The sequence below is a fragment of the Psychrobacter sp. Sarcosine-02u-2 genome (assembly GCF_002836335.1).
Classification (GTDB): domain Bacteria; phylum Pseudomonadota; class Gammaproteobacteria; order Pseudomonadales; family Moraxellaceae; genus Psychrobacter; species Psychrobacter faecalis.
Map to the genome: position 1 here is coordinate 1 of NZ_PJBX01000112.1, position 23,606 is coordinate 23,606.

General features: G+C 43.7%; 20 protein-coding genes and 1 pseudogene. 7 read left to right on the plus strand and 14 right to left on the minus strand.

Going from position 1 to position 23,606, the window contains the following annotated elements; all coding sequences use genetic code 11:
- Positions 1-124 precede the first annotated feature (124 nt).
- The 8 genes from CXF58_RS01825 to CXF58_RS01860 form a co-directional block, all read right to left on the minus strand.
- Positions 125-550: a DUF4870 family protein gene (locus CXF58_RS01825; RefSeq protein ID WP_102076389.1), complete on the minus strand. Its 426-nt coding sequence runs from the start codon at positions 548-550 to the stop codon at positions 125-127.
- A 127-nt stretch (positions 551-677) separates the two neighbouring features.
- Entirely contained in the window at positions 678-1,241 is a 564-nt protein-coding gene (gene gspM / locus CXF58_RS01830) for a type II secretion system protein GspM (protein ID WP_102076390.1), read from the minus strand.
- A 2-nt stretch (positions 1,242-1,243) separates the two neighbouring features.
- Positions 1,244-2,536 carry a type II secretion system protein GspL gene (gene gspL, locus CXF58_RS01835; protein ID WP_102076391.1) on the minus strand — a complete coding sequence of 431 codons (1,293 nt, stop codon included), beginning with the start codon at positions 2,534-2,536 and terminating at the stop codon, positions 1,244-1,246.
- 120 nt (positions 2,537-2,656) lie between these two features.
- A complete protein-coding gene (locus tag CXF58_RS01840; protein ID WP_102076392.1) occupies positions 2,657-3,115 on the minus strand; it encodes a SixA phosphatase family protein in 459 nt (152 codons plus the stop codon).
- Between the two features lie 90 nt (positions 3,116-3,205).
- Complete coding sequence (locus CXF58_RS01845) at positions 3,206-4,492, minus strand: NAD(P)H-dependent glycerol-3-phosphate dehydrogenase (protein ID WP_102076393.1); 1,287 nt, start codon at positions 4,490-4,492, stop codon at positions 3,206-3,208.
- 213 nt (positions 4,493-4,705) lie between these two features.
- Positions 4,706-5,380 carry a nitroreductase family protein gene (locus tag CXF58_RS01850; RefSeq protein WP_102076394.1) on the minus strand — a complete coding sequence of 225 codons (675 nt, stop codon included), beginning with the start codon at positions 5,378-5,380 and terminating at the stop codon, positions 4,706-4,708.
- 45 nt (positions 5,381-5,425) lie between these two features.
- Positions 5,426-6,532 (minus strand): cell division protein ZapE, encoded by a 1,107-nt coding sequence (zapE, locus tag CXF58_RS01855; RefSeq protein ID WP_102076409.1) that lies wholly within the window; start codon positions 6,530-6,532, stop codon positions 5,426-5,428.
- Positions 6,533-6,612: 80 nt separating this feature from the next.
- On the minus strand, positions 6,613-7,278 hold the full coding sequence (locus CXF58_RS01860; RefSeq protein ID WP_102076395.1) for an alpha/beta hydrolase: 666 nt from the start codon (positions 7,276-7,278) through the stop codon (positions 6,613-6,615).
- Positions 7,279-7,462: 184 nt separating this feature from the next.
- Here CXF58_RS01860 and CXF58_RS01865 point away from each other — a divergent pair, with 184 nt between their 5' ends.
- The 3 genes from CXF58_RS01865 (at position 7,463) to xseB (ending at position 9,998) form a co-directional block, all read left to right on the plus strand.
- Positions 7,463-7,831, plus strand: coding sequence for a hypothetical protein (locus tag CXF58_RS01865; RefSeq protein WP_068408202.1), 369 nt, complete (start codon positions 7,463-7,465; stop codon positions 7,829-7,831).
- Between the two features lie 198 nt (positions 7,832-8,029).
- The gene (gene xseA, locus CXF58_RS01870) at positions 8,030-9,556 is read left to right on the plus strand and encodes an exodeoxyribonuclease VII large subunit (RefSeq protein WP_102076396.1); all 1,527 of its coding nucleotides are present in this window, start codon (positions 8,030-8,032) and stop codon (positions 9,554-9,556) included.
- 196 nt (positions 9,557-9,752) lie between these two features.
- Positions 9,753-9,998: an exodeoxyribonuclease VII small subunit gene (gene xseB / locus CXF58_RS01875; RefSeq protein WP_102076397.1), complete on the plus strand. Its 246-nt coding sequence runs from the start codon at positions 9,753-9,755 to the stop codon at positions 9,996-9,998.
- 12 nt (positions 9,999-10,010) lie between these two features.
- Here xseB and pncB read toward each other — a convergent pair whose 3' ends face one another.
- The 5 genes from pncB to CXF58_RS01900 all read right to left on the minus strand — a co-directional run bounded on the left by pncB (position 10,011) and on the right by CXF58_RS01900 (position 18,525).
- Entirely contained in the window at positions 10,011-11,252 is a 1,242-nt protein-coding gene (gene pncB, locus CXF58_RS01880; RefSeq protein WP_102076398.1) for a nicotinate phosphoribosyltransferase, read from the minus strand.
- A 298-nt stretch (positions 11,253-11,550) separates the two neighbouring features.
- The gene (msrAB, locus tag CXF58_RS01885) at positions 11,551-13,401 is read right to left on the minus strand and encodes a bifunctional peptide-methionine (S)-S-oxide reductase MsrA/peptide-methionine (R)-S-oxide reductase MsrB (protein ID WP_102076399.1); all 1,851 of its coding nucleotides are present in this window, start codon (positions 13,399-13,401) and stop codon (positions 11,551-11,553) included.
- 400 nt (positions 13,402-13,801) lie between these two features.
- A complete protein-coding gene (locus CXF58_RS01890; protein WP_102076400.1) occupies positions 13,802-14,713 on the minus strand; it encodes an ATP-binding cassette domain-containing protein in 912 nt (303 codons plus the stop codon).
- A 34-nt stretch (positions 14,714-14,747) separates the two neighbouring features.
- Complete coding sequence (locus tag CXF58_RS01895) at positions 14,748-16,706, minus strand: glycine betaine ABC transporter substrate-binding protein (protein WP_180952502.1); 1,959 nt, start codon at positions 16,704-16,706, stop codon at positions 14,748-14,750.
- Positions 16,707-17,022: 316 nt separating this feature from the next.
- On the minus strand, positions 17,023-18,525 hold the full coding sequence (locus CXF58_RS01900) for a coniferyl aldehyde dehydrogenase (RefSeq protein WP_102076401.1): 1,503 nt from the start codon (positions 18,523-18,525) through the stop codon (positions 17,023-17,025).
- A 386-nt stretch (positions 18,526-18,911) separates the two neighbouring features.
- On the opposite strand from CXF58_RS01900, the gene CXF58_RS01905 reads away from it, so the two are divergent.
- From CXF58_RS01905 to CXF58_RS01915, 3 genes are all read left to right on the plus strand, one after another.
- Positions 18,912-19,796 carry a lipoyl protein ligase domain-containing protein gene (locus tag CXF58_RS01905; RefSeq protein WP_102076402.1) on the plus strand — a complete coding sequence of 295 codons (885 nt, stop codon included), beginning with the start codon at positions 18,912-18,914 and terminating at the stop codon, positions 19,794-19,796.
- A gap of 238 nt (positions 19,797-20,034) precedes the next feature.
- The gene (locus tag CXF58_RS01910; RefSeq protein ID WP_025651820.1) at positions 20,035-20,565 is read left to right on the plus strand and encodes an inorganic diphosphatase; all 531 of its coding nucleotides are present in this window, start codon (positions 20,035-20,037) and stop codon (positions 20,563-20,565) included.
- Positions 20,566-20,743: 178 nt separating this feature from the next.
- Positions 20,744-21,208, plus strand: coding sequence for a hypothetical protein (locus tag CXF58_RS01915; protein ID WP_102076403.1), 465 nt, complete (start codon positions 20,744-20,746; stop codon positions 21,206-21,208).
- A gap of 269 nt (positions 21,209-21,477) precedes the next feature.
- On the opposite strand, the gene CXF58_RS01920 is transcribed toward CXF58_RS01915, so the two are convergent.
- On the minus strand, positions 21,478-22,542 hold the full coding sequence (locus CXF58_RS01920) for a 2,3-butanediol dehydrogenase (RefSeq protein WP_058023639.1): 1,065 nt from the start codon (positions 22,540-22,542) through the stop codon (positions 21,478-21,480).
- Between the two features lie 272 nt (positions 22,543-22,814).
- On the opposite strand from CXF58_RS01920, the pseudogene CXF58_RS01925 reads away from it, so the two are divergent.
- Positions 22,815-23,248: pseudogene (locus CXF58_RS01925) on the plus strand (IS3 family transposase); the annotation flags it as partial.
- Between the last annotated feature and the right edge of the window lie 358 nt (positions 23,249-23,606).

Sequence of the window (23,606 nt, forward strand, 5' to 3'; positions counted from 1 at the left end):
AGTTAAGGGTAAACCACAAAAATATCCCAAAAAAAATACCAGTCAGCGTTAACTGACTGGCATTACCCCTATCAGACAGCATTTTTATTCACATCTACCACTTATTGATATTCATATTTTCAGATTAAGGCACTGGGCGGCCATCAGCAAGCGCAATCCAACCACGCACAATACGGTACAGATGCCAAATAAAAGTAAAGCCCATCACCATAAAACCTAAAATGGCCATTAATACTGAGCCGATGGCAATGTTGTTGGTTTCAGCGAACATACTGACACCAAAACCGCCTAAGGCAAAGGTGACAATAAGCACCCCAATGACGAACAGGACAATACTGTACCAAAACGTCTTGATTTGCCAGTCAAAATGGGTAGCGAGCCAAGTACCGTCAGCATCACGGCGTTTGGCATAGTTCATAAAGATAGGCACAATCCACAATAGCCCAGCGGTAAAATAGCTGAGCACATAGAGCAAATAGGTGATGTGGTTATACATCGTCAAAGAGCGGCGTTTATCATCACTCATCGTATTATTAGAATTATTTATCATGCTGTCACTCGTTATGTTCTGTGGTCTGTAGTTATTTTTATTGTGGCAAATTATCAGGTTTTCAATGTGGTAACTTTTAAAGCGTTAATGTGGTTAAATATTTTTCTTACATAATTGACTAAAAATATTAAGAACTGACGGTTGCCTGTACTTGAATGGCCTTGGTAACCAAATCTTGTTGCATCGACAGTTGAGTAAATTGCCAACCTTGCTGCTCAAGATTACCCAGCGCCCCGCTCACCACCGCTTGGCTTGGATGGGTAAAGCTCAGCTGCACCGCATCGCCTGCTGCAATGACCTGCGCATCAGCAATCCCTGAGTTATTTAACAGCGCACTGATACGGCTAGCCGGCGGCATCGCTTCAGCGCCATCTGCTGAATTGGTAGCATTTAACGCATTGCTATCAATATTACCAGCTTGGGCACGCAACCAAAAATAGTCAGCAACCTGCTCTTGATACTCATTTTTTCTCGCTTTTGCTGCTTGATGGACGCTATAGCCGCCATAACCACCGACAAATAACAGCAAAAACGCCGACAATAGCAGTAAGGCTAATTGGTCACGCGCAGACAATGTTTGCCAACGTGTCAGTAAGACATTTTGAAAGCTACTCATCCGCGTTGATAATGCACTGCTTTTAGGGTCAGTCACAATAGTACTGCGTTTGGTGAGGCGTTGTAATCTTTTCATGGTTACCCTTTATTGCTAACGCTACTATTGTTTTCTACCACATCAACGGTCACTTGACCACTAAACTGCCCTTGCTCATTGCCGTTCACTTGTTCCAACTTAGCATTTAAGCCTTGGGCGACAAGTGTATTGGTAAATTGATCAAGACTGCCGCGGTCTGGTGCAATCAGCGTAAAGCTGAGCGCAGTTGGCTGCATGATTAACGCCTGCGCTCGTAATGACGACTGTTTAATCAGCGGTGATATACGTGATAATACCGCTATGTGAGCGTTAGGCGCTTGGCTGTCACTACGCAGTTTTGGTTGCAACTGCACTTGTAATTTCGTGCGCGTACTAAGCGGCTCATTAGGAAACCAAGACTGATACTGAGCGGCAATCTCGGTTTTGGTCGCCGCGGTCGCCGCCTGATACTGATACCATTGCACTCCATCGGTCGCCATCTGTAATATCAGTGCTGACAGCGCCACCATCATCGCCACCCGCAGATACGGTGATAATTGTGAATCGGTCGATTTAATAAAAAAATTCAGCGCATGACGTTCAGGAATTTCAAGCGGTTTAGGCGCAGCGGCTAGCGTGGTTAATAATAATTGATGCTCGGCAATCATTGCCGCCGTTTGAGTAAAGGCATTGGCAGTAGTTTCATGCTTGGTTAAATCAATATCATCGAACGCAGGCTCATTAACCATATCAGTAGCGTGGCTCGAATCTACTAAGGCGTCATCAATAGCTGGCAATAGCAGCACTTCGCTTAAATGTGGAAAACGCTCAAAGATTAAAGGCAAGTAACTGACTGCCATGCCTTGATGTAAGGATTGACGCAGCAGCATGGTTTGTTGGTCTTGGTACAATACAAGTTGCTGACCTGCGCCCTCTTCTGGCGTTGGCAGTAATAAAAAATCAGGCAATAACGCTACGATGTTCATGACAACAAGCTTAGCGCTTTGCTGCCATGCTTCGATATCGCTTTGAGCCAAAGCATAGAGATGATGGCTGGTATTTTCAGTCATTTGGCGAATGGCTAATTGTTCAACCGGCGTCAGAGAAGTTTCTTCAAATAAATACTGCTTACCGCTCATACCTAATTGTTTAAGCTGAGCCGTATTTAGCTCAGACTCTACTTGTAAGACATGGCTTGATGGGAAATACAGGCAAACCGATTTTTGACTATTGGTTTTATAGCTACCATAGATATCATGCAGCTGTTGCCAGCCGTCGACCAATTGCCATTGTTTTATGTCTTCGTGCCAGACCGCTAGAGGACTGTGCTGCGCTCTTAACCAAACATGTAACACCAAATGTGTCCTTAATTATCAAAGCTGTTGTTTAGAGTCATTGCTGATTAAAGCTGTCATTTATTAAAGCTATGGTCTAGCAAGCATTTAAATGTCTTATAAGCGTGTGTATGATTGATACTAATAAGGTTGTTCTGGAACAAAGCGGTCGATCTCGGTTGCCATACCCATCATCACAAAATCCATCTCAAACACGCGCGCTTCTGCTAAAGCAAACGATTCAGGGTAATCACCCGTCAGCAGGCCAGCGATATGAGCAACAATAGACATATGACAGACAACCACCAGACACTCCGTTTCAACATTACCAATGTCGATGAGCGCCTGATGGGCATCGTCGGACGGCGTGATATTATCTTGTATTTGTGAGGGCACGTTAGGAGCGCGTAACTGTAATGCTGCCAGCGTCTGCTGCGCCCGCTTATAAGGGCTCACAACAAAACAATCAGGTTGATAATGAGTGGTAATATATTCTGCCGTTTCCGCCGCTTGTTTCTGACCAAAATCTGTCAACTGCCGTGCACTGTCTGGGCGCGTCCCATCTTCTGCTTGACTATGACGTACTAAGATAATTTTCATAATCTTAACCACCTTGTGTGTTACGTTTACCTGACTATTTTGATGATAAAGTAATGTTAACAATGAAATAGCTACATTCTGCTAAACGCTTTACTTATTTTCGTCTTTTTTATGCTTAGTCTTGCTTGCTGTTTGCATTTGCGCCGTTAGTGCCGCATTACTATGGTCATGCTCCATGACAAACTCAACATCACTACGGAATCCTGCTTCCATGAGATGTAAAGCAACGCCAAGTGCCGCTTTGTCTTCATAAATGACTGCATGAAGCGCATGGGTAATCGGCATATAGATGCCTTCTTTGGTGGCTTTTTCATGTACTTGCTGAATGGTGTTGACGCCTTCAGCGGTTTGTCCCAATTTTTTGACCGCCGCATCAATCGTCATACCGCGACCAAGCATATTACCAATACGGTAGTTGCGGCTCAGCTCTGAGCTACAAGTCGCGTATAAATCACCGACGCCCGACAGACCTAAAAAGGTCAGCGGATTGGCACCAGCATGGACGCCGAAACGGCTCATTTCCGCTAAACCGCGCGTTAATATCATGGCTTTGGTATTTTCGCCCACTTCATAAGCTGCCGCCATACCCATAGCAATGGCATAAATGTTTTTCAGCGCGCCACCAAGCTCAACACCGCGAACATCATCACTGGCAAACACTCTAAAGAAAGCACTATGCAGCGCTGCTTGTACCGCATGGCGTAATGGCTCAGAGTCACTAGCAATGACCGTAGCAGACGGCATATTTTTCATGATTTCTATAGCAAGGTTTGGGCCTGACATTACGCCAAAGTTTACTTCCGGTAGCTCATCTTTAATAATATCACTCATCAAAGCAAAGGTATCTTTCTCCATACCTTTGGTTAAAGAGACAATAGATTGCCCGCTAATAAAGGGCGCGATACTTTTTAGGGTTTCGCGAAACGCGAGACCTGGGACAGCAATGAACACAATATCGGTATCTTTGACCGCCGCCTGTAAATCATGACTGTATTTGAGGCGATCATCAAGCTTATAACCAGGCAAGTATTTTTTATTGGTCTGCGTCTTTGCCATAGCCTTAACAGTACGCTTGTTGCGTACCCACAGCGTGGTATCACAGCCATTGCGGGCAGCCAAGTTTGCCATCGCCGTACCAAAGCTACCGCCACCTAAAAATGCCAAACGCAATTTGGTTGGATTGTTATGGATTTCTGCCATGTTTTTTGCCACCGCAGACTCAACCGCGCTAGGATTTAACTTCTTACGTCCAAGCCCAGATCTGGTGGCACGCTCAATGATACCGGATAGCAAACTGTTTTGTTTTTCAGCACCTTGATTGTCTGTTTGAATGTCCTCTACATTTGCATCTGTCTTTTTATCATTAGCGCTGGTCATATTATTTTATCCGTATTGACTGACTGAATTATGATGAGAATTTGTGCTGAGTATACAGTGAGATTGATGGTATGTTTCGACAATTATTGATATAGAACCGTTATTTTATTGAAATAACGTGACCAGTTTGGTCATTGTTTTGCTTTGCTGTATCACGTTATGGCAACGCTTACTTTTTTGAAACATCGCTGTAATCATAGACCTGTCTCGACGCTATGACTCAAAACGCAGTAATGGCTCAATATCAATCGGCTTGCGCGTGGGCATATCACAAGGACTGCTGCCAGTATAAACAAAAGCCGTGACATAATCATCTGCACCAACGTCAAAATAGGCTTTGACGGCAGGCTCATTAGCCAATAATCCTGTACGCCAAACCGTGCTAAAACCTTGAGCTTGTAGCGCCAAAATAAGGTTTTGCACTGCTGCACCTGCACTGAGCATTTGCTCAAAAGGTGGCACTTTTTTATGCACTTGCATGTGGGTGACGACTGTAATAATAACTGGCGCACGCAGCGGCATATTGTAGGTTTTCTTGCGTGATTTCTCAGACAGCTCTTCGCCCTCTTGCACCGCTTGTGCTTCAGCAGCCGCTAAAAGGGCACGTCCCAAGTCGTGACGCGCATTACCTTGGGTAACGATAAAGCGCCACGGCCGCAGTTTTTTATGATCAGGCGCGGTAACCGCACAGTCAATAGCTGCTCTAATCTGGCTTTCTGTCGGTGCCGGAATGCTTAAATTGCCGATACTGCGTCTTGATTTAATCCAATTAATCAGCTGTTCAGCGGTTACTTGCGCGTTTGCCCCTCTCGGGCTTTCGGCTTGATTTTCTTCCCTATTACTGTTCAGTTCGTTACCGTTATCCATATTATCTTCAGAACTATTCATGTTTTATCCTTATTTATTATTATGCAAATGCATTAGCGATATGCCTTACGTCGCTTCTGAGCCTTCGATACGATGATCCATGCGCAAATAATCTTCTGACTGCATCTCAAGCAGGCGTGAGCGCGTCCGCTCAATCTCAAAGGCCAATTTTTGTCCTTGATAGAGCTCTAGAATTGGCTGCTCTGCTCTTACCAACAGTTTGACACGGCGATCATAAAACTCATCAACCAGATAAATAAAACGGCGGGTCGGATCGCGCAAATCATCATCTAAAGCGGGCACAGAATTGATTAACACCGTGCTAAATTCTTTGGCAATCTCGATAAAGTCGGACGCTGAGCGTGGCTCCATACACAAATGACGGAAATCACAAAATAAAATATCTTCGGTACGGGCATTGATTTTGATTTCGCGACCATTGATGGTAATAGGCGCGTTGCTGATTTTTTGATTGTTAGACAAGCTAGCGAAACGGTTGGCAAGCCAGTGGTGATTGGCTTTGGTCAACGGCGACTCATATAACTCCGCTTGCTGTAAGACACGCAGGCGATAATCAATACCAGAGTCAATATTCATCACTGTGGTGTGACGCTCAACTTCGGCAATGGCTGGCATAAAGCGATCACGGTGTAGACCATCTTTATAAAGCCCTGCTGGCTCAATGTTTGATGTAGCGACCAAGGTCACGCCACGATTAAATAGCATGGTAAACAAATCACCTAAAATCATCGCATCTGAGACGTTGGAGACAAAAAACTCATCAAAACAGATAATCACTGCTTCTGCATAAATGATATCCGCGACTTTTTCTAGCGGATCGCTTTGACCTTGTAGATTATTTAGCTCTTGATGGACGCGCTGCATAAAGTGGTGAAAATGCTGGCGCATCTTACGCTCAATGGTCAAAGAGTCGTAAAACATATCCATCATCCACGTTTTACCGCGCCCCACCCCGCCCCACATATACAAACCTTTGGGAGCCGCAGGTTTTGACTTTAAAAAGCTAAAAAAGCCTTTTTTTTGTGCCACGCTATCATTGAGCTGATGATACAACCCATCTAAATAGCTCATTGCCTGATATTGCTGCTCATCTCGAGTAAACTCATCAGTGCTGATGGCTTGCTCATAACGTTGCAAGGGAGATAAACTCATAATACGACTCATTATTAGACAAAATAAATATAAAAAACTAAAAGTATGCTTAGGTAAATTGGTTAAGACACCATCTGGTTTTACTGCGATTCTTTAGAGCCAAAACTATGCTCTTCCAACAAACCTTTTAGCTCAGATAAACGTCCATGGAAAAAATGCCCAGCACCATCAACGATACTAACGTCCAGCCCTAAACGCTCAGCAAATGCTTGCATATTATTTGGGTCAATCACTTCATCAGCATTACCATATATCTCAAAGGTTTTATCAACGGGTAAAGTGATATCACTGCTGTCATTTTTTTCGACTGAGGGCGCGATAAGAGCAACATTTGCTATTTCAAAATCGCCCAGTCCCCAAATATGCGGCGCTACCATGACTTGCTCAGCGACACGTGCTATCACATAACCACCAAAGGAGAAGCCACCTAGCCATAGCTTACGAGCGTTGGTCTGCTCTGCAATCCATTGTAGCACGGTCATCGCATCGACTACCTCACCATCTGCGTAGTCGTGCTCGCCGGTTGACTGGCCAACGCCGCGAAAGTTAAAACGTACCACATGCATGCCGCTATCACGCGCAAAACGATACATGGTCGTGACCACTTTATTGTTCATCGTGCCTTCAAATAACGGATTGGGATGACAAAGCAGCGCCACTGTATCGGTATTCGCATCTTTAGGATTGTCTTGTTGCCATAGCGCGTCGACTTCGAGCACGCCAGCAGGAGCAGGAATCAGTTGCATAAATTTACTTACTGGTTAAAAGTGAATACCTCAATTATCCTAGATATGGTTTATATTTCAAGTAATTTGCTGTGTACCTGCAACGTTGCACACATTAACCGCCTAGACACTCCTTGTCGCAATACGTTAGATTCATACAAGTTGTCGAGTAATATATTGAACTTATAGGAAAAAGGAAACTATTATGAATATTTTTAATAAAACCGCTACTTTAACAGCAACACTGGCTGCGGCTCTGGCTTTGAGTGCCTGTCAAAGCACGCCTTCTTCACCGGTAATTCAGCGCGCTAACTCGATTTATGAAACCACAGGCATCGCTGAGAGCAAAGTAAAAGCCCAGCAAAATGCGATAGACAGTGCGCAAAAAACCTGTGGAAGAAAACAAGTGATTATCGTTGATGACAAAGTCAAATATAACGGTATTTTAAATGAGCAAACGGGCCGTATGGTCGGACAAGCGGGCGCGGTCATCGGTTCAATCTTTGGGACGGGCACGCCAGATTTATCACGTAAAGATGATTATGAGTACATGATTAATTTTCGTTGCCAATAAAGCCGTCATTATTTAGCCTTTAGCCAATAAGTTTGCGAGATAGCTATTATATTCATCGCAGCTTATTGGCTTTACTTTTTGTCGCGGCACTTTTGGGGTAAACTATCCTGTCTGGTCTTTTATACCTGCAACCTTTACTTTGATGAGTTAATCTAACGCCACCAGCCTTTCAGCCTCGATTACCTTTGGTCTCCTCTTATGCGCAAACCCAATCTAGCAAATATGAAACAAGTCAGCTCCAAAAAAGACAAAGTATTGGTGCCTGCCAAAGATTTAGCGACCTTGGAGGCGGAACTGGCTGAGCAAGAAAACAGTCTGGAAGTCAGTTTAGAAGATACGGTTTTGCGCCTAAGTGATTACTTATCGGCGGTCGATATGGTCATCAAACAGACCTTTAATCACCGCGTATGGGTAAAAGCTGAGATTCGCAACCTATCAAGTAAAAGTGGGCATTATTACTTTGAGCTAGCAGAAAAAGATGACGACGGCAAAGTTATTGCCAGCTGCCGTGGTAATCTTTGGCGCTTTAAAGCGGCGCGCGTCTTAGCAAAGTTTGAGCGCGCAACCGGCATGCCGCTTGACCGTGATTTGACCGTCTTACTCAAAGTATCGGCAGGCTTTCATGCACAATACGGTTTCTCACTGACGATTGAAGATATTGACCCAAGCTACACTTTAGGCGACTTGGCGCGGCAATATGCGGAGATGGTCGACCGCTTGACGGGCGAAGGCTTATTAAACCTAAATCAGCAGCTACCCGCCCCATTTGATATCGAGCATGTCTTAGTCATTGCCCCTGAAAAAGCGGCGGGATTGGGCGACTTTCAAGCCGATGCGGACCGCTTAGCTCGTACAGATGCCTGTCATTTCCATTATCACAATGCTACTTTTCAAGGCAATCACGCACCAAGAGAAATCCGTCAAGCTATCGTTAGCGCCCAGCAGCAGTTTTACGACACCTATCAGCGCCTGCCAGATTTGTTAGTCATTATCCGTGGCGGTGGCGCCGTTGGTGATTTAGCATATCTCAATGATTACGAGCTTGCCGCTCTTGTTGCCGAGCAACCTATCCCTGTCTGGGTTGGTATCGGTCATGAGCGTGATAAAGTGATTTTAGATGAAGTGGCGCATAGCAGCTTTGATACACCATCAAAAGTGATTGCTGCTATCATGACGCATTTGGCCCAGCTCGTCACGCAAACCCTGCAATACCAAGCGCAAATCAAACAAGCAGCGCAGCGTCAACTGAATATCGCTGAGCAACAAACGTCACGCCAGTTGAGTCACATTCAGTCGCAAACGATTGGTCAACTGACCGCCCTGCAAAAAGACAGTGATTATGCCTGGCAGAGTATTCAGCAAAGTGCCCAGCGCCAAGTCAAACAAGCAGCCAGACGAACCAGTGAGATGCGAGTCCAAACTCAAAATTCTGCTTATCAGCAATTAACCATTGCATCAAGTTATAGCCAAAACCAAAAAAAGACGATTATACATAGTGCCCAGCAGCAGTTGCTACAAGCACGACGTGATAGCGAATATCTGCGCGATATTGTACTCTTGCATCGTCCTTCTCGCGTGCTTAAGCAAGGCTATACCATGCTGACCGATGCAAAAGACGAACAAATACTGACCAGCAGTAATCAGCTTTACGCTGAGCAAACGGTACATATCGTCTTAAAGGATGGTAAAGCAAAAGCACAGATTGTTGATGTGAAGACCAATTAGTTATAGTCTATTTGCCATAAAAATACAGAGCTGCTGGGATAAGTTTTGCCTAGCCTCGAACAGTGACGAAGTCACACAGCAAGCAAGGAAAATTTATAACAGCAGCAGACTCCTGAAACTAAAATATTTAACAACTTTTTATCTACTTTTCTTTCTATATTTTTTTCTTAAACTAATGTGAATATTAGGAAACCTTATGACAACCCCTACTCGCAAACGTAAAAAAGCCGCCCCAAAAACCTTTAAGGCAGCTTATGATATTCTAAAAACCAATGCCGCTGAACTACAGCAACAAGATGAGCCAGATATCGATAATCTGATGACAACGGTTGAGGAGTCGATTGCCGCTTATCGCGTTTGCGAAACCCGTATCAATGCCGTGCAGCAAGCGTTAGATGCCGCTTTCGCCGAAGAAGATAGCACAGAGAACAGCGACATTTAAGTTAAGCTAATTCTACTCTGGCTCATCGACTTCAAAAACTTGGCGCAGATAGGCAAGATAGGTATCATTATTGATCATGGTCTTGCCTGGGCTGTCCGACAATTTGGCAACTGGCTGCCCATTGCACTCAACCAATTTTAAGACGATGTTTATTGGAGTGATACCCATATCATTGGTCAAATTGGTGCCAATGCCAAAGCTGGTTCTTATTTGACCTTTAAAATATTGATGTAAATTCCACGCCTTATTTAAATCCAATCCATCACTAAAAGTTAAAATCTTGGTTCTTGGGTCTATTTTTAATTTCTTATAATGCGCAATGGCCTTATCACCCCAAACATACGGGTCGCCGCTGTCATGACGCAGACCATCGAACAGCTTGGCAAAATACAAATCAAAGTCGCGTAAAAATGCATCCATCCCAACGACATCGGTCAGCGCAATACCCAAATCACCACGATACTCATGTACCCATGCTTCAAGTGCCGCTTTTTGTGAATCACGCAAACGCACATCCAATGCCTGAAATGCCTGCATAAACTCATGTGCCATCGTTCCTATCGGCGTCATGCCGAGTTTTTTCGCTAAATAAACGTTTGAAGTACCGCTGACGATTTTTGGCTCAGCATTATGTAAAGTCTCAACCACATGCGCTTGCCAAACCTTGCTAAAGCGTCTACGAGTACCAAAATCAGCGACGATAAATGGCGGTGTATTATTATCATATTTTTCCTGCTTGACAGCATACTGATGCAATAACTCAACTTTCTCATCTAGCCTACGCTGCCCTTCTTCAATAACGCTGGCATTAGATAAAGCACTAAAATATAGCTCATTAACAATGGCTAGGACAAATACTTCAAAAAACATCGCTTGAATCATCGGCCCTTCGATGTCAATAAACAAGCGGCCTTTTTCATCGGTGCTAACGGTGATAAAACGGCGCTTTAACTTAAACAATTCTAGATAATCAACGAAGTCTGAACGCATAAAGCGCAATCCGCGTAAATACTCCAGCTCATCTTCTAAAAATCGCAATTCACACAAGCTGTCCAGCTGTTTTTCTAACGCTTCTTTGATATCCGCCAATGGATAAAGCGTATCTTCGTTATTACGGCAGCGAAAACGATAAACGCCATGGGTCTGCGGAAACTGATGCAGCATGGCTTGTAGCATGGTAAATTTATATAAGTCGTTATCCAATAACGAGGTAATAATAGGTTCAAAAGGTTTAGAAGTTTGAGTAACGGTCATGTTACAGCCTTAAATGCAAAAATGAAAAGCCGCTAAAAAATATAGCGACGAAATAGGTAGCAATAGTTATCAAGATGCCAAAGTTATCAAAATGTTAATAATAGAAAAGGTTCAGATTTTGAGTATAACGAAGTTTGCCTTGTTTTTCATAACTCAACGCTTATAACAGCAAAAATACAACGATAATAAACGTATTCATCCTTTTACTCTGACCTATAGGTTTGGAATAACAGCCATAAAAAAGACGCCAAGCATCAGCTTAACGTTTCTTTATGAGTTTAATCATCAATGTTAATCATTAAGATTTTGCAGGCTTTACCAATTTTACCAACGGCCCATAGCCAGACTGTGGCATCACATCAACTGGGATAAACAGTAGTGCACCGCCATTGATACAATAGCGCAGTCCGCCGCGGTCTTTTGGGCCATCAGGGAATACATGCCCCAAATGCGAGTCTGCTACCCGTGAGCGAATCTCAGTACGCACCATGTTAAAGGCAGTATCCTCATGCTGAGTAATCACCTGTTTATCGATCGGCTTGGTGAAACTTGGCCAACCGCAGCCAGATTGGTATTTATCGGTGGATAAAAATAACGGCTCACCGCTCACCACATCGACGTAAATCCCTGGCGCAAATAAATTATCATACTCATGACTAAACGCACGTTCTGTCGCCGCCTCTTGAGTGATATTGTACTGGGCTTTGGTTAGAGTGTTTTTTAGCGCACCTTTATCAAAGTTTGCATAGCGTTTGGGATCTAAAGTTTCAGCAACCGTGCTGACCGGTGCAAGCTTGGTTCGCGCCGTGCCTTCTGGTTTATCATCGGCCAAGCTTAAATCGACATGACAATAGCCATTTGGATTTTTTGCCAAATAATCTTGATGATACATCTCAGCCAGATAAAAGTTATCTAAAGGCTTATTTTCTACCACGACTTTTTGTTTATACTGGCTTTGGATACGTTTGAGCGCCGCATCAATCACCGCTTTGTCTGCTTTATCAGTGTAATAAACGCCCGAACGATACTGGACGCCGCGATCATTGCCTTGCTCATTGAGGCTAGTTGGATCTATCACGCGCAAGTAGTATTTTAGAATCGTATCAAGATCGGTTTTATCGGCATCGTAAGTAACCTTAACCGTCTCGGCATGACCTGAGCCGCGAATCACTTGCTCATAGCTTGGATTGGCCGTGTCGCCATTGGCATAGCCTGAGACTGCATCGACCACACCTTCGACACGCTCCATATAAGCTTCAACGCCCCAGAAGCAGCCACCTGCTAAATAGATTGAGCGCGTATTAATCGCCTTACCTTTATCGTTATAATAAACGCCATCTTTTTGTTTGATGGTTTCAATTTTACTGTTGTTATTCAATGCTTGGGCGTTTGCCGGTTTGGCATTACCCGCTTTTAGCTCGGCAAAGTCATTATCAGCATTTTCAGCAAGGGCATAGGCTTGCTCTGCTGATATATTTCCTTTTACTAAGTGCACCAAATTGCCTTTTTTATCGAGTATCGCCCAGCTTGGATACACTTGCACGCCAAGCTTATTAATCACCTCGCCTGAAGCGTCTAATAATACGGGTAGTTTAGGATAATCAGCTTGCACACCTGCATACCAAGTCCTGAAGTCGCTCTCTGCTTTTTCATTGAGATGACCGGGACTGGCAACGGTGACAAGGTTTAAACCGGCAAACTTAGGATCGGTACGCCACTCTTCGGTTTCTGCAAGCGTGCCTAGACATAACGGGCACCAGCTTGCCCAAAATTTAATTAAGGTAGGTTTATTCGGGTCAATGACGGCCGCGCCTGTATCGCCCAAACCCTTGGTCAATTGCGGCAACGCTTGCATTTGCCCGAGCATGTCAGATGGCAGCATATCCCGTGAATTTTTTACACCGCTGTTTTGGCTACTGGCATTTGCATTGCTCTTAGCATTGTTCTTAGCATTATTTTCTGCGCTACTCATTTGCCCGCAAGCAACCAAAATCCCTGCACTTAACACCGTCGTTACCCCAAAAGCACTGACGCTTTTTAACCAACGCGCAGCTGTTCGTGGGGACTGTGTCGCTAAATCATGAGGGTTGCTGCCCTTATCAGAGCGATTTGTATGATAAGACTTATTATCTTGTTTATCAGGTAGCATGAAGTATCCTTTTCACAAAATATTACGTGCACCCGCTTAATGATTAATAATTGTCAAGCGTATTCAAAATCAATAAAGCAGAATGAATGTTAGTGAAAGCAAATAGATTGCGAGATATATGAAAATAAAAAGAATGACAAAGACATTAGACTATCTTAATAGTATACATAGCTAGTGGAGTCTACTTTAATAGTAAATAAGCGGTTGCTACACTTCTTTAACAACGCCGTAAGAGTAATGATATACACAAGTGAGCACAAAGAAATGATGTGAGCAATTATTAATGGGCGATTATATTCATATGAGGATAAAATAATAAAAAATCAATATTACGAAACTAATCAATCACTTAATAAGACATTTAATAGTCAATATCAGTTAGGTTAAGAATATAAGGTAGTTAACTTTTAGCACCCATAAATTGCGCCACATAATCATCAGCGGGATTGTTGCGTAACTCAGTTGCGCTACCAGTTTGTACCAGCCGCCCACCATTTAAAATACTGATACGTTGACCAACTTTCACTGCCTCATCGATATCATGGGTAATAAAGACGATAGTTTTATTAAGCCGTTCTTGTAAATCAAGCAACTGGTCTTGTAGTTGCGCGCGAATAAGGGGATCAAGTGCGGAAAATGCCTCATCCATCAGTAAGATTGGATTGTCGGTTGCCAACGCCCGTGCCAGTCCCACCCGCTGCTGCATACCGCCAGACAACTCATCAGGATAGCTGCGTTCTAGATTGGGTAGCCCGACCTCATTGAGCCAATAACTTGCCACTTCATGGCGCTCCTTGGTACTCATTTTACGCACACGTAAACCGTAAGCGACGTTTTGTAGCACCGTCATATGAGGCACCAAACCAAAATGCTGAAACACCATACTGACCGTTTGCTGGCGATAATGCTGTAACTCTTTATCATTGAGCGCTAGGATATTAATAGCAGAAGACTTTTCGTTTCTATCCGTTAATTGCTCTTCGCTTGCGACCGCTGAATTAGAGACGGTTCCCGCTGTAGATTCTTTCGCGTTAATAGCGGTATCGACCCAAATTTTGCCGCTGGTTGGATCAATTAAACGATTGATATGGCGTATCAAGGTTGATTTACCAGAGCCTGATAAGCCCATTATACAATGCAGCTCGCCCGCTTTAACGCTCAAATTGATATCATAAAGACCGACCGAATAGCCAGTCTGCTTTTTGACGGCAATGCTGTCCATACCTTCTGCCAATAATGCCAAGGCCGACTGCGCTTGCGAGCTATTGGCACTATAAATCTTGCTGATATTTTCTAATTGAATATGGTTCATTGTGGCTCTCATTTTTTATTTTTATGATTCATCATTAACCAATCGGGCGTCTGCCCGCATCAATGGTTTTTTGCCGCGCGCGTTTTCCTTGCCCAAAGGCCTGCGTGATACGGTCAATAATGATGGCGACGATGACAATAGCAGTACCCGCTTGTAAGCCTTGACCGATATTGAGCGTTTGAATCGATTGCAGCACATCTTCCCCAAGACCCGGCGCGCCAATCATAGAAGCCAGCACCACCATGGAGAGCGACATCATTACTGCTTGATTGATACCTGCCATGATGCTCGGCAGCGCTTGCGGCAATTTAATCCAAATCAGCAGTTGCAAATGGGTGCTACCAAACGAGCGTCCTGCTTCGACCATTTCATGATTGACTTGGGTAATTCCAAGTGTGGTCAGACGAATCAGCGGCGGCAAGGCATAGATAATGGTGGCAAATAGCGCAGGTACTTTACCAATGCCGAATAACATAAGCACGGGTATCAAATAGACAAAGCTTGGCATGGTCTGCATCACATCGAGTATCGGTGTGATAATTTTACGCAAGATTTTACTACCAGACACTGCGATACCGATTGGAATACCAACCACCACCGTGACCAGGACTGATACAATAAGCAGCGCAAAGGTATCAATCAGCGCACCCCATAGTCCAAACGCACCAATTAGAAATAATCCGACGCCACATGCCAGCGCGAACCATATTTTACGAACGCCAAACCATGCCAATACGGTCACCAGCGCAATGATTAGCCACGGCGGCATAAAGGTTAAAAAGCGCTCGATGGGTAACAATAGATAGGTTAAAGCGGCGCTACTAACACTGCGAAAAACGTCACCATAGTTTCTAACCACAGTCGCTAAGACGTTATTGAGCGATGTTTCAAGCGACCATGCAGGAAAGCTTGAGGACACGCTGAATAAGTTAGCGGTATTATTGTTTGTTGATCTATTTGGGGCAGCGTTATTTGACAAAGCGCCACCATTCAAGCTGACACCAAGCGTCGCCGCCATCTTCTGCGCCGCTTCTGGCGTTATCCACGTCTGCCAAATATCAGGATTTTGACGTAAAAATACCAGCGCTTGCTCATCACCGCTGCGCTTGTTTTCACTCATCTCTAAAATAGCGCCGTTGAGCTGATCCGGGGTAAATTTAACTTGTTTAAAAAAATCGGTCAGCTCAGGATTAGATTGTATAAAAGGCGTCGATACCGCGATACTCAAAGGAGAAACAGGAAAACCTGAGATGCAATCAGAAGTACCATCAGCTATTAATAAATCTTGCCAACAGGCATCATCGTGCGCAGGGAACTCTAATGGCGCAAAGTCGTATTTTGCCATGAGCCCAGTTGGTTGCCAGTAATAAAACAATAAGGGTTTATGCTGTTCAAAAGCAGAGGATATTTCGGCATCGAGCGCGGCGCCCGTACCAGGATGAACACTATTAAAAGTCTTATCTAAACCGGTATTTTTTAATAAACGGGTATTAAAAATCTCACATGCCCATCCTGACGGACAGTTCATAAAGCGCGACTTGCGCGGGTCTTCAGGGTCTTTAAATAGCTCAGCGTATTTGGGCAAATCTTGATAACGACGCAGACCCGGATTTTCCTCTAGGACATATTTAGGCACATACCATCCTTGGGTCGCACCGCCTTCAAGCGTATCGCCAATAATGGCCACCTTTTTGTCCTCGATCGCTTGCTCTAAAATCGGCGAGCGCCCTATCCACTGTTCGCCGATTACTTGGATATCATCTTGCAGCAGAGCATTTTCAAGCGCCGGACCAGCACCCGGTACCTCAGTCACTTGGCAGCCATAGCCGTTTCCAGTGATATATTTCAACACCCCAGTGGTAAATTGCCCACTCTCCCACGTAAGCGCGCCAAATTTAATCGGCGCATCACAACTTGATACAGCAGCAGATACGGGCAACGACAATATGAGTGAGCTTATTAACAATAAGCTAAAAGCAATCCATTGGCGCACGGCAGATCCTATTTATCGTTATTATTCTTGAAATTATCTCTAAGTTTAGTAAAGCTTATTTTTACACCTAAAGTCTGTTGTTTATTATTAATTTATTTACTTAGAGTGCGTCTAAAAACTAGCACTATTTTGTTTAGGTGGTCTACAAAGTGTAGCGATTTATAGATAAGATGACAAATGCTCATTCATTCTAAAAAGCGGTTTTTAACTACTTATTTTGAATGTTCTGAAGGTAATGGATTAACTTTTAGATAAAAAATAGCACCTACCTGAGTAGATGCTATTTTTTATAACGCTACTTATTTAGAGCGTATTGTTATTTTAAAAACAGTGCCATGGCTTTTTTAAATACACCACCATACGGCGGCAATAAAATATTAAGACCATTGAGCTTCGATTGTATGAATACCGGCTTCATATGACTAAGACGCTCAAAACCCGCTTTGCCGTGATAAGCGCCCGTACCTGAGTGCCCAACCCCGCCGAACGGCAAGTCATGCTGCGCCACATGCATAATGACTTCATTGATACACAGACCGCCTGACACCGTATTGTTACGCACCTGATCTATCTCGCTATTGTTATCACCAAAGACGTATAGTGCCAACGGGCGTGGGCGCTCATTGATAAAACGAATGGCATCATCAAGGCTGTCATAGTGCATCAAGGGTAAAATCGGCGCAAAAATCTCGTTTTGCATCAGCTCACTATCAGGCGCAGGCTCTTTGACAATCACTGGCGGCATCAGGCGGCTGTCGTGATCAGCATCTGCATCCGTCAACTGATGGATATGGTCATCTTCTAGATCATCGAGATAGCCTTTGACGCGTTTAAACTGCTCGCCGTTGATGATGTGCGAGTAATCAGGATTGTCTGCAATATTGGGATAATGCTTTTCCATCCACTCTTTTGCCAGACGGGTAAATTCCTCATGATATTGACGTTGAACCAATACATAATCAGGCGCAATACAGGTTTGACCCGCATTAAGCGTTTTACCCATCATCACGCGATTAACAGCGTTTTCTAAATTAGCACCTTCTAAAACGACAACCGGCGACTTACCACCCAGCTCAAGGGTGACTGGCGTTAAGTTCGGTGCCGCCGCCGCCATGACTTTTTTGCCGACCGCAGTCGAGCCGGTATACAATAAATGGTCAAAAGGCAGTTTACTAAAGGCTTCGGCAATCTCAACTTCGCCAATCACCACAGAAACCATATCCGGTGAAAAATAACGCGAAATAGTCTCAGCAAAGGTTTGAGCAAATTGCGGTGCCGCCTCGCTCATCTTAATCATAATGCGATTGCCCGCTACCAGCGCATCAATCATCGGTCCGACTGCTAAAAATAGCGGGTAATTCCAAGGCACCATAATACCGACCACGCCAAGCGGCTGCGGCTGAATCTCATTATGAGCTGGCATATAAAGCGCTGAAATCGATACCCGCTGCGGCTTCATCCATTTTTTACCATTCTTTTTTGCATGGCTAATACCGGTAAAGCTTGGAAATAGCTCAGCAAACTGTGTTTCGGACTCACTGCGATAGCCAAAATCGGCACTAATCGCTTTGGCAAGTAGCGCTTGGTTGTCGCTTAGCATCACCTCTAAATTATCGAGTTGATTTTCACGCGTGGTCCAATCATTGATAGGCTGCGTGCGGCTCAGCTTTTGTAAGCGCGCAAATTGCGCTTGCATATCAGCGACCGTTTTAATGATACTAAGAGACTCATCTGCATTATGGGCATGATTTGGTTTTTGAGTTTGATTGGTTGGCGTAGGCTCATTTTGAGAGGGTGTATTTTGATTACTATCAGTCATTTACCTTCCTTGTTATAAGCGTTAGAGTCGGTACGCTATCATAGATTTAAGACTCTGAATGTATGGTCGTTAAAATAAGCAGTCGCTAAAAAAGCGGATGAGATTCCATTCAATGCTGCTAAACACTATTCTATTCAATGCCGTTTAATGTAGCGTATTGTCCAATCAATGAACAGCACCTTTGATTGACTACTGGGTTTGTATGAAATACGTGTCCGCTAAGGCTTGTATTGCTGGAGTTTATCAGTATTTTTATCAAAGCTCGGTCTATTAATTTATAGCACAACTATTAAAATTTAGATTTGGGCACAAATGCTAAAACTGCTACACTAAATATCAATAATAAGCACGTTTCTTAATAACAAAACCATAAGACAGTCACTCCCATGCAAAATACCGCGCAACCCCTCAATGAAATGCTAGTCAGCAAATCGCTCTCAGCTGCTGACTACGTTCCCACCCTTGATGCCATGCTATCACGTACATTAGCGCGTATCGCCCTCAAAAAAGAGCAGGGTTTACGCACCCCTGATGAGCTATGGATTGTCGATCATAATGATGTCTATACACTAGGACAAGCCGGTAAAGAAGAGCATATCCTGCAACGTACCAATACCCCGATTATCAAGACCGACCGCGGTGGTCAGGTGACATGGCACGGGCATGGGCAGCTGGTTATCTATTGGTTGTTTGATTTAGAAAGCTTGGGCTGGAGTGTGCGCAATATGGTATCGCACGCCGAGCAAGCGATTGAAGATGTCATCAATGACTGCCTAAAGAGCCACGCGTCTAATAGTGTCAATACCAGTACCGATATCAGCGCCCATGCCCGCCGTGATGCGCCCGGTGTTTATTTATATAGCCATCTAAATACTGCCAGCAATGACAAGGCTCAACCACTCACTGAGCTTCCGACCGATGACGCTATTATGCTGGGTAAAATCGCCTCACTTGGCTTTAAAATCAAGCATGGTTTTAGCTATCATGGCGTTGCGATTAATTTAGATTGTGATTTATCGGCCTTTAATGCGATTAATCCTTGCGGCTATGCGGGCATGCAAATGTTACGACTGGCTGACTTCGTTGCGATGGATCAGCAAACGCAGGATGAGCAAACGGCAGATGAACAACTGGCAGTGCAGACCGCTGAACAATCTATGCAAGCAATGACCAACTGTTTAAGCTATGAGCAAGTGACCAAAAAACTTATCGATAATATTGCCAAGCGTCATGCTGGACATATCCAATTACGTGCCCTCGCCCCAAAGTAATTTTCCAAGTTTTTTTATACAGTCTTGCTTGCACAGTTTTTTAAATTAAATACTGTTCTTTGCATAATCCTTTTTTGCATAATATCGTGCACGCTTAGACTTAAGCATTGTGAGAAAATTTGAGTCAAACTTGTTATAATCGCAGGCGCACAAATTGGGCGCAGCAATAACCTTAGCGCGCCAACATCTAACCCTTTATCATTGAAGCATTCATAACAAAAGCACCTTGGAGCAATTTATGGCAGATTTTAATAAAATTTTGGACGCAGGCGACGTCGATGGCGGCATCATTAATGTGGTCGTAGAAATCCCAACTGGTAGCAGCCATAAAATTGAGTGGAATCGCGAATTGGCAGTTTTTGAGCTTGACCGTGTTGATCCACAGATTTTTGCTAAACCTTGTAACTATGGTTTTATTCCGCAAACCCTTGATGAAGATGGCGACGAGTTAGACGCGCTTATCATTACAGAACAGCCTTTGCCTACTGGTATTTTCTTAAAAGCGAAAGTAATCGGCGTGATGAAATTCGTTGATGATGGCGAAGTTGATGACAAAATCGTCGTCGTACCGGCTGACGACCGTGATACAGGCAATGCTTACAACAGCCTAGAAGACTTACCAAAGCAGCTGATCAACCAGTTACAGTTTCATTTCAGCCACTATAAAGACCTTAAAAAAGCCGGTACAACGGTGGTCGAATCTTGGGGTGACGTCGCAGAAGCTAAAGAAGTCATCAAAGAGTCTATCCAACGCTGGAAAGACTTATAAATTGTCCTAGATAATTCAAAAGAAGCGTTTATTGCCATTTTTTATTGAAATACGATAAGCGCCATGAAAATACCGCAGACATGATAATGGTTGCGGTATTTTTTTGCTTGAATTTTGCGCCGATAAAATGGTTATAATACCCTCACCTACCTAGTATCACACCCAAATAAGGACTGTCATGTTTGACTCTGATTCAGGCTCAACGCCCGCCAATAAAAAACTGCCAAAAGCCGTTATGATGATGGTCGAAAAAGGCAATTTGGTGCAGGCGATTAAAACCTTGGCCGCTGATGAAAATATCAGTATGGATGCCGCCAAATCTCGCATAGATGCTTATGAGCTTGCGCTAAAGAACAAGCAGCAGCAAACCCTCACGACTATCGCCAACAAACAAGGTATCCCAAGCCAAGCCTTTAGCTTTGATAGAGAACAAGTGGAAGAAGAGTCGGAGCGCTTGACGAAGACTCGCGTGAAAACCACACCCACAGAGCAAGGCTTCCAAAGTCTACAAGAGGGCGTTGACAGCCAGCTCAATGACTTGGGCTATAAAAAACCGCTTATTCCTTATTGGGCAAAGCGGCTATTGGTCATTGCTGCGGTGATGGCAGGGTTATTTTGGATAATGTGGCGAATTTTTGGCTAGTCTGTTATAAGTGGTTCCATTATGGCAGTCTGTTTTAAGTGGTCTGTTAATAGGTTTAAAGGGTGAAACAGCTGGTTCCGTTGGGGTATACCCTAAAAAACTTCCGCCAGTTGTCTGATTAAAATCTCCCAAGTTTAAGTGTACGGGATTGACAGCAGGGATCAGTGTGTCTAAGGCTTCCTAGGTAGATTTGGGCAACTTGAGGTTTGGTAAATTCTAACGTACGGATTAAAACCACCTAGCTAGCCGGATATCCCTTGCCTTACTATTTACAGGTTCGGGTTCACAATAATTTTCACTGCTGATTCATTGTTGTGAATTAAAGTCTCAAAGCCTTTAGCAATCAAGTCATCCAATTTGATACGTTGAGTAATAAAGGGCTCAAGGTTCACTAAGCCATCTTCGACCAATTTGATGGTTTCTTGATGATTGTTTACATAACCAATAGTCCCACGTACATCGAGCTCCTTCATGACTACGCTATGTACATTTACGGAAGCTGGGTGGCTCCAGATAGAGACAATCACAACCACACCAGTAGGTTTAGTAAGTTCAACCAGCGAGTCCAATACCTTATTGACGCTGGTGCATTCAAAAGCCACGTCCACACCGCGGTTATCCGTAAGCATCATGACTTCTTCAGTCAAATCTACTTCAGTCGGATCTAAAATGTAATCGGCAATCCCACTTTCTTTAGCCTTCTCTTTGCGCTTGGTACTCAATTCAGTGAGAATGACGGTAATGCCTTTGGCTTTTAAAACTGCCGCCAATAACAATCCAATCGGACCACCGCCACCGACCAAAGCAACATCACCTGCTTTGGCGCCACTGCGCACAAAAGCATGATAGCCAACGGCTAACGGTTCAATCAAGGCTGCTTGATCTAATGGTATTTTATTAGAGATAGGATGTACCCAGCGGCGCTTGACCGCAATTTTTTCAGACAAACCACCACCGCGACCACCAAGACCAATGAAGTTCATATCTTTTGATAAGTGATAATTCTCACCAGGCGCGGTAGAAACATCATCAGCGATAATATATGGTTCAACCACGACATGCTGACCGATCTCAATATCATCAACACCCTCACCAATAGCATAAACGACGCCTGAGAATTCATGACCCATAGTGATTGGGGCAGACTCTCCTGAGATTGGGTGAGGATGACCGCAAGGGGGAATAAAAATAGGACCTTCCATAAACTCATGCAAGTCGGTACCACAGATGCCACACCAAGCGACATCGATTCCAACGGTACCCGACTCTACAGTAGGCTCTGGAATATCTTCAATACGAATATCGCCTTTGTCATAAAAACGTGCCGCTTTCATATAAATCTCCTTTGATTGTCATTAAAAAAATATTGGATGGTGCATCAAAAATTATGCTGGCATCAAACGTAGCCATAATGGATGGTTGTAAATATTTGGCTGAGCAGATAAAAAATAGGCCTAGATGCCCTAACCTCAAAATCATTATCCACTGCCAAAGCAAGATTGCAACCGTGAGCTACACACATATAAGCCTAAGAGAACGATATCAGATTTATGGCATTAAAAGGGCATAACATGGCAGTCAATTTGTAGTAGAAGCTGTCAAAAAGATAACAGACAACAATCGTAACTTGAGTGCAACTGTTCAGCAGCTCGAAATAGAGATGCAAACGTTATCTAATTGGCACAATAAAGCTAATCAAGGCAAACTTGCAGGAACTGAGCAGTATGATCCTAATCTTATGGCAGCTATTCAGGAAATAAAGCAGCTCAAGCGGCAGCTTAAAGTAGCTGAAGAGAAACGAGAGATCCTAAAAAAGGCGACAGCGTACTTCGCAAAGCAAAGCTAATCAGGTACGCCTTTGTCAAAGACAACCAGCACTTCTTTAGCATCACCACTATGTGCCGCGTGCTAAATGTTAAGCCATCAAGCTATGACGATTGGATAAATCGCGATATTAGTGAGCAACAGATACATTGTAACCAGTCTGAGCTACTGGTTAGAGCCGCTCACAGTGAAACTCGTGAGCGATATGATGCTGATTGACCTATGCTGTCAATCCCGCAGACATTAACTTAAGAAGTTTTATTTACTCAGCCTGATGATAATGATCAAACTACATTTGTCTTGGCATTTTATAGACCAAACCTTTTTGAATCTTAATCTAGCTGTGTTCAAGCTCAATATATTTAGTAATATTGATAATGGCATGAAATTCTTTTATAGCCTTGCTATACGCTAAATCATTCTTCAACGTACCTAAAAGCTCTCTATAGGGATATTATCGAAACAGTTGTACCGCTTGAACATCGAACCTTTAAATTAATGCTTGGCAAACCAAATCTACTGCCGTGCGCTTACTACTACATATAATAATTACACAATAAAACAAAGAACCCAT

Bases quoted from the DNA above. Each gene is read 5' to 3' on its own strand.
- xseA (WP_102076396.1), top strand. From the start codon at position 8,030: ATGCGCAAACCCAATCTAGCAAATATGAAACAAGTCAGCTCCAAAAAA.
- CXF58_RS01865 (WP_068408202.1), top strand. From the start codon at position 7,463: ATGAATATTTTTAATAAAACCGCTACTTTAACAGCAACACTGGCTGCG.
- CXF58_RS01890 (WP_102076400.1), bottom strand. From the start codon at position 14,713: ATGAACCATATTCAATTAGAAAATATCAGCAAGATTTATAGTGCCAAT.
- CXF58_RS01900 (WP_102076401.1), bottom strand. From the start codon at position 18,525: ATGACTGATAGTAATCAAAATACACCCTCTCAAAATGAGCCTACGCCA.
- CXF58_RS01920 (WP_058023639.1), bottom strand. From the start codon at position 22,542: ATGAAAGCGGCACGTTTTTATGACAAAGGCGATATTCGTATTGAAGAT.
- CXF58_RS01825 (WP_102076389.1), bottom strand. From the start codon at position 550: ATGATAAATAATTCTAATAATACGATGAGTGATGATAAACGCCGCTCT.
- zapE (WP_102076409.1), bottom strand. From the start codon at position 6,532: ATGAGTTTATCTCCCTTGCAACGTTATGAGCAAGCCATCAGCACTGAT.
- CXF58_RS01850 (WP_102076394.1), bottom strand. From the start codon at position 5,380: ATGAATAGTTCTGAAGATAATATGGATAACGGTAACGAACTGAACAGT.
- CXF58_RS01905 (WP_102076402.1), top strand. From the start codon at position 18,912: ATGCAAAATACCGCGCAACCCCTCAATGAAATGCTAGTCAGCAAATCG.
- CXF58_RS01860 (WP_102076395.1), bottom strand. From the start codon at position 7,278: ATGCAACTGATTCCTGCTCCTGCTGGCGTGCTCGAAGTCGACGCGCTA.
- CXF58_RS01845 (WP_102076393.1), bottom strand. From the start codon at position 4,492: ATGACCAGCGCTAATGATAAAAAGACAGATGCAAATGTAGAGGACATT.
- xseB (WP_102076397.1), top strand. From the start codon at position 9,753: ATGACAACCCCTACTCGCAAACGTAAAAAAGCCGCCCCAAAAACCTTT.
- CXF58_RS01915 (WP_102076403.1), top strand. From the start codon at position 20,744: ATGTTTGACTCTGATTCAGGCTCAACGCCCGCCAATAAAAAACTGCCA.
- gspM (WP_102076390.1), bottom strand. From the start codon at position 1,241: ATGAAAAGATTACAACGCCTCACCAAACGCAGTACTATTGTGACTGAC.
- CXF58_RS01910 (WP_025651820.1), top strand. From the start codon at position 20,035: ATGGCAGATTTTAATAAAATTTTGGACGCAGGCGACGTCGATGGCGGC.
- CXF58_RS01840 (WP_102076392.1), bottom strand. From the start codon at position 3,115: ATGAAAATTATCTTAGTACGTCATAGTCAAGCAGAAGATGGGACGCGC.
- pncB (WP_102076398.1), bottom strand. From the start codon at position 11,252: ATGACCGTTACTCAAACTTCTAAACCTTTTGAACCTATTATTACCTCG.
- msrAB (WP_102076399.1), bottom strand. From the start codon at position 13,401: ATGCTACCTGATAAACAAGATAATAAGTCTTATCATACAAATCGCTCT.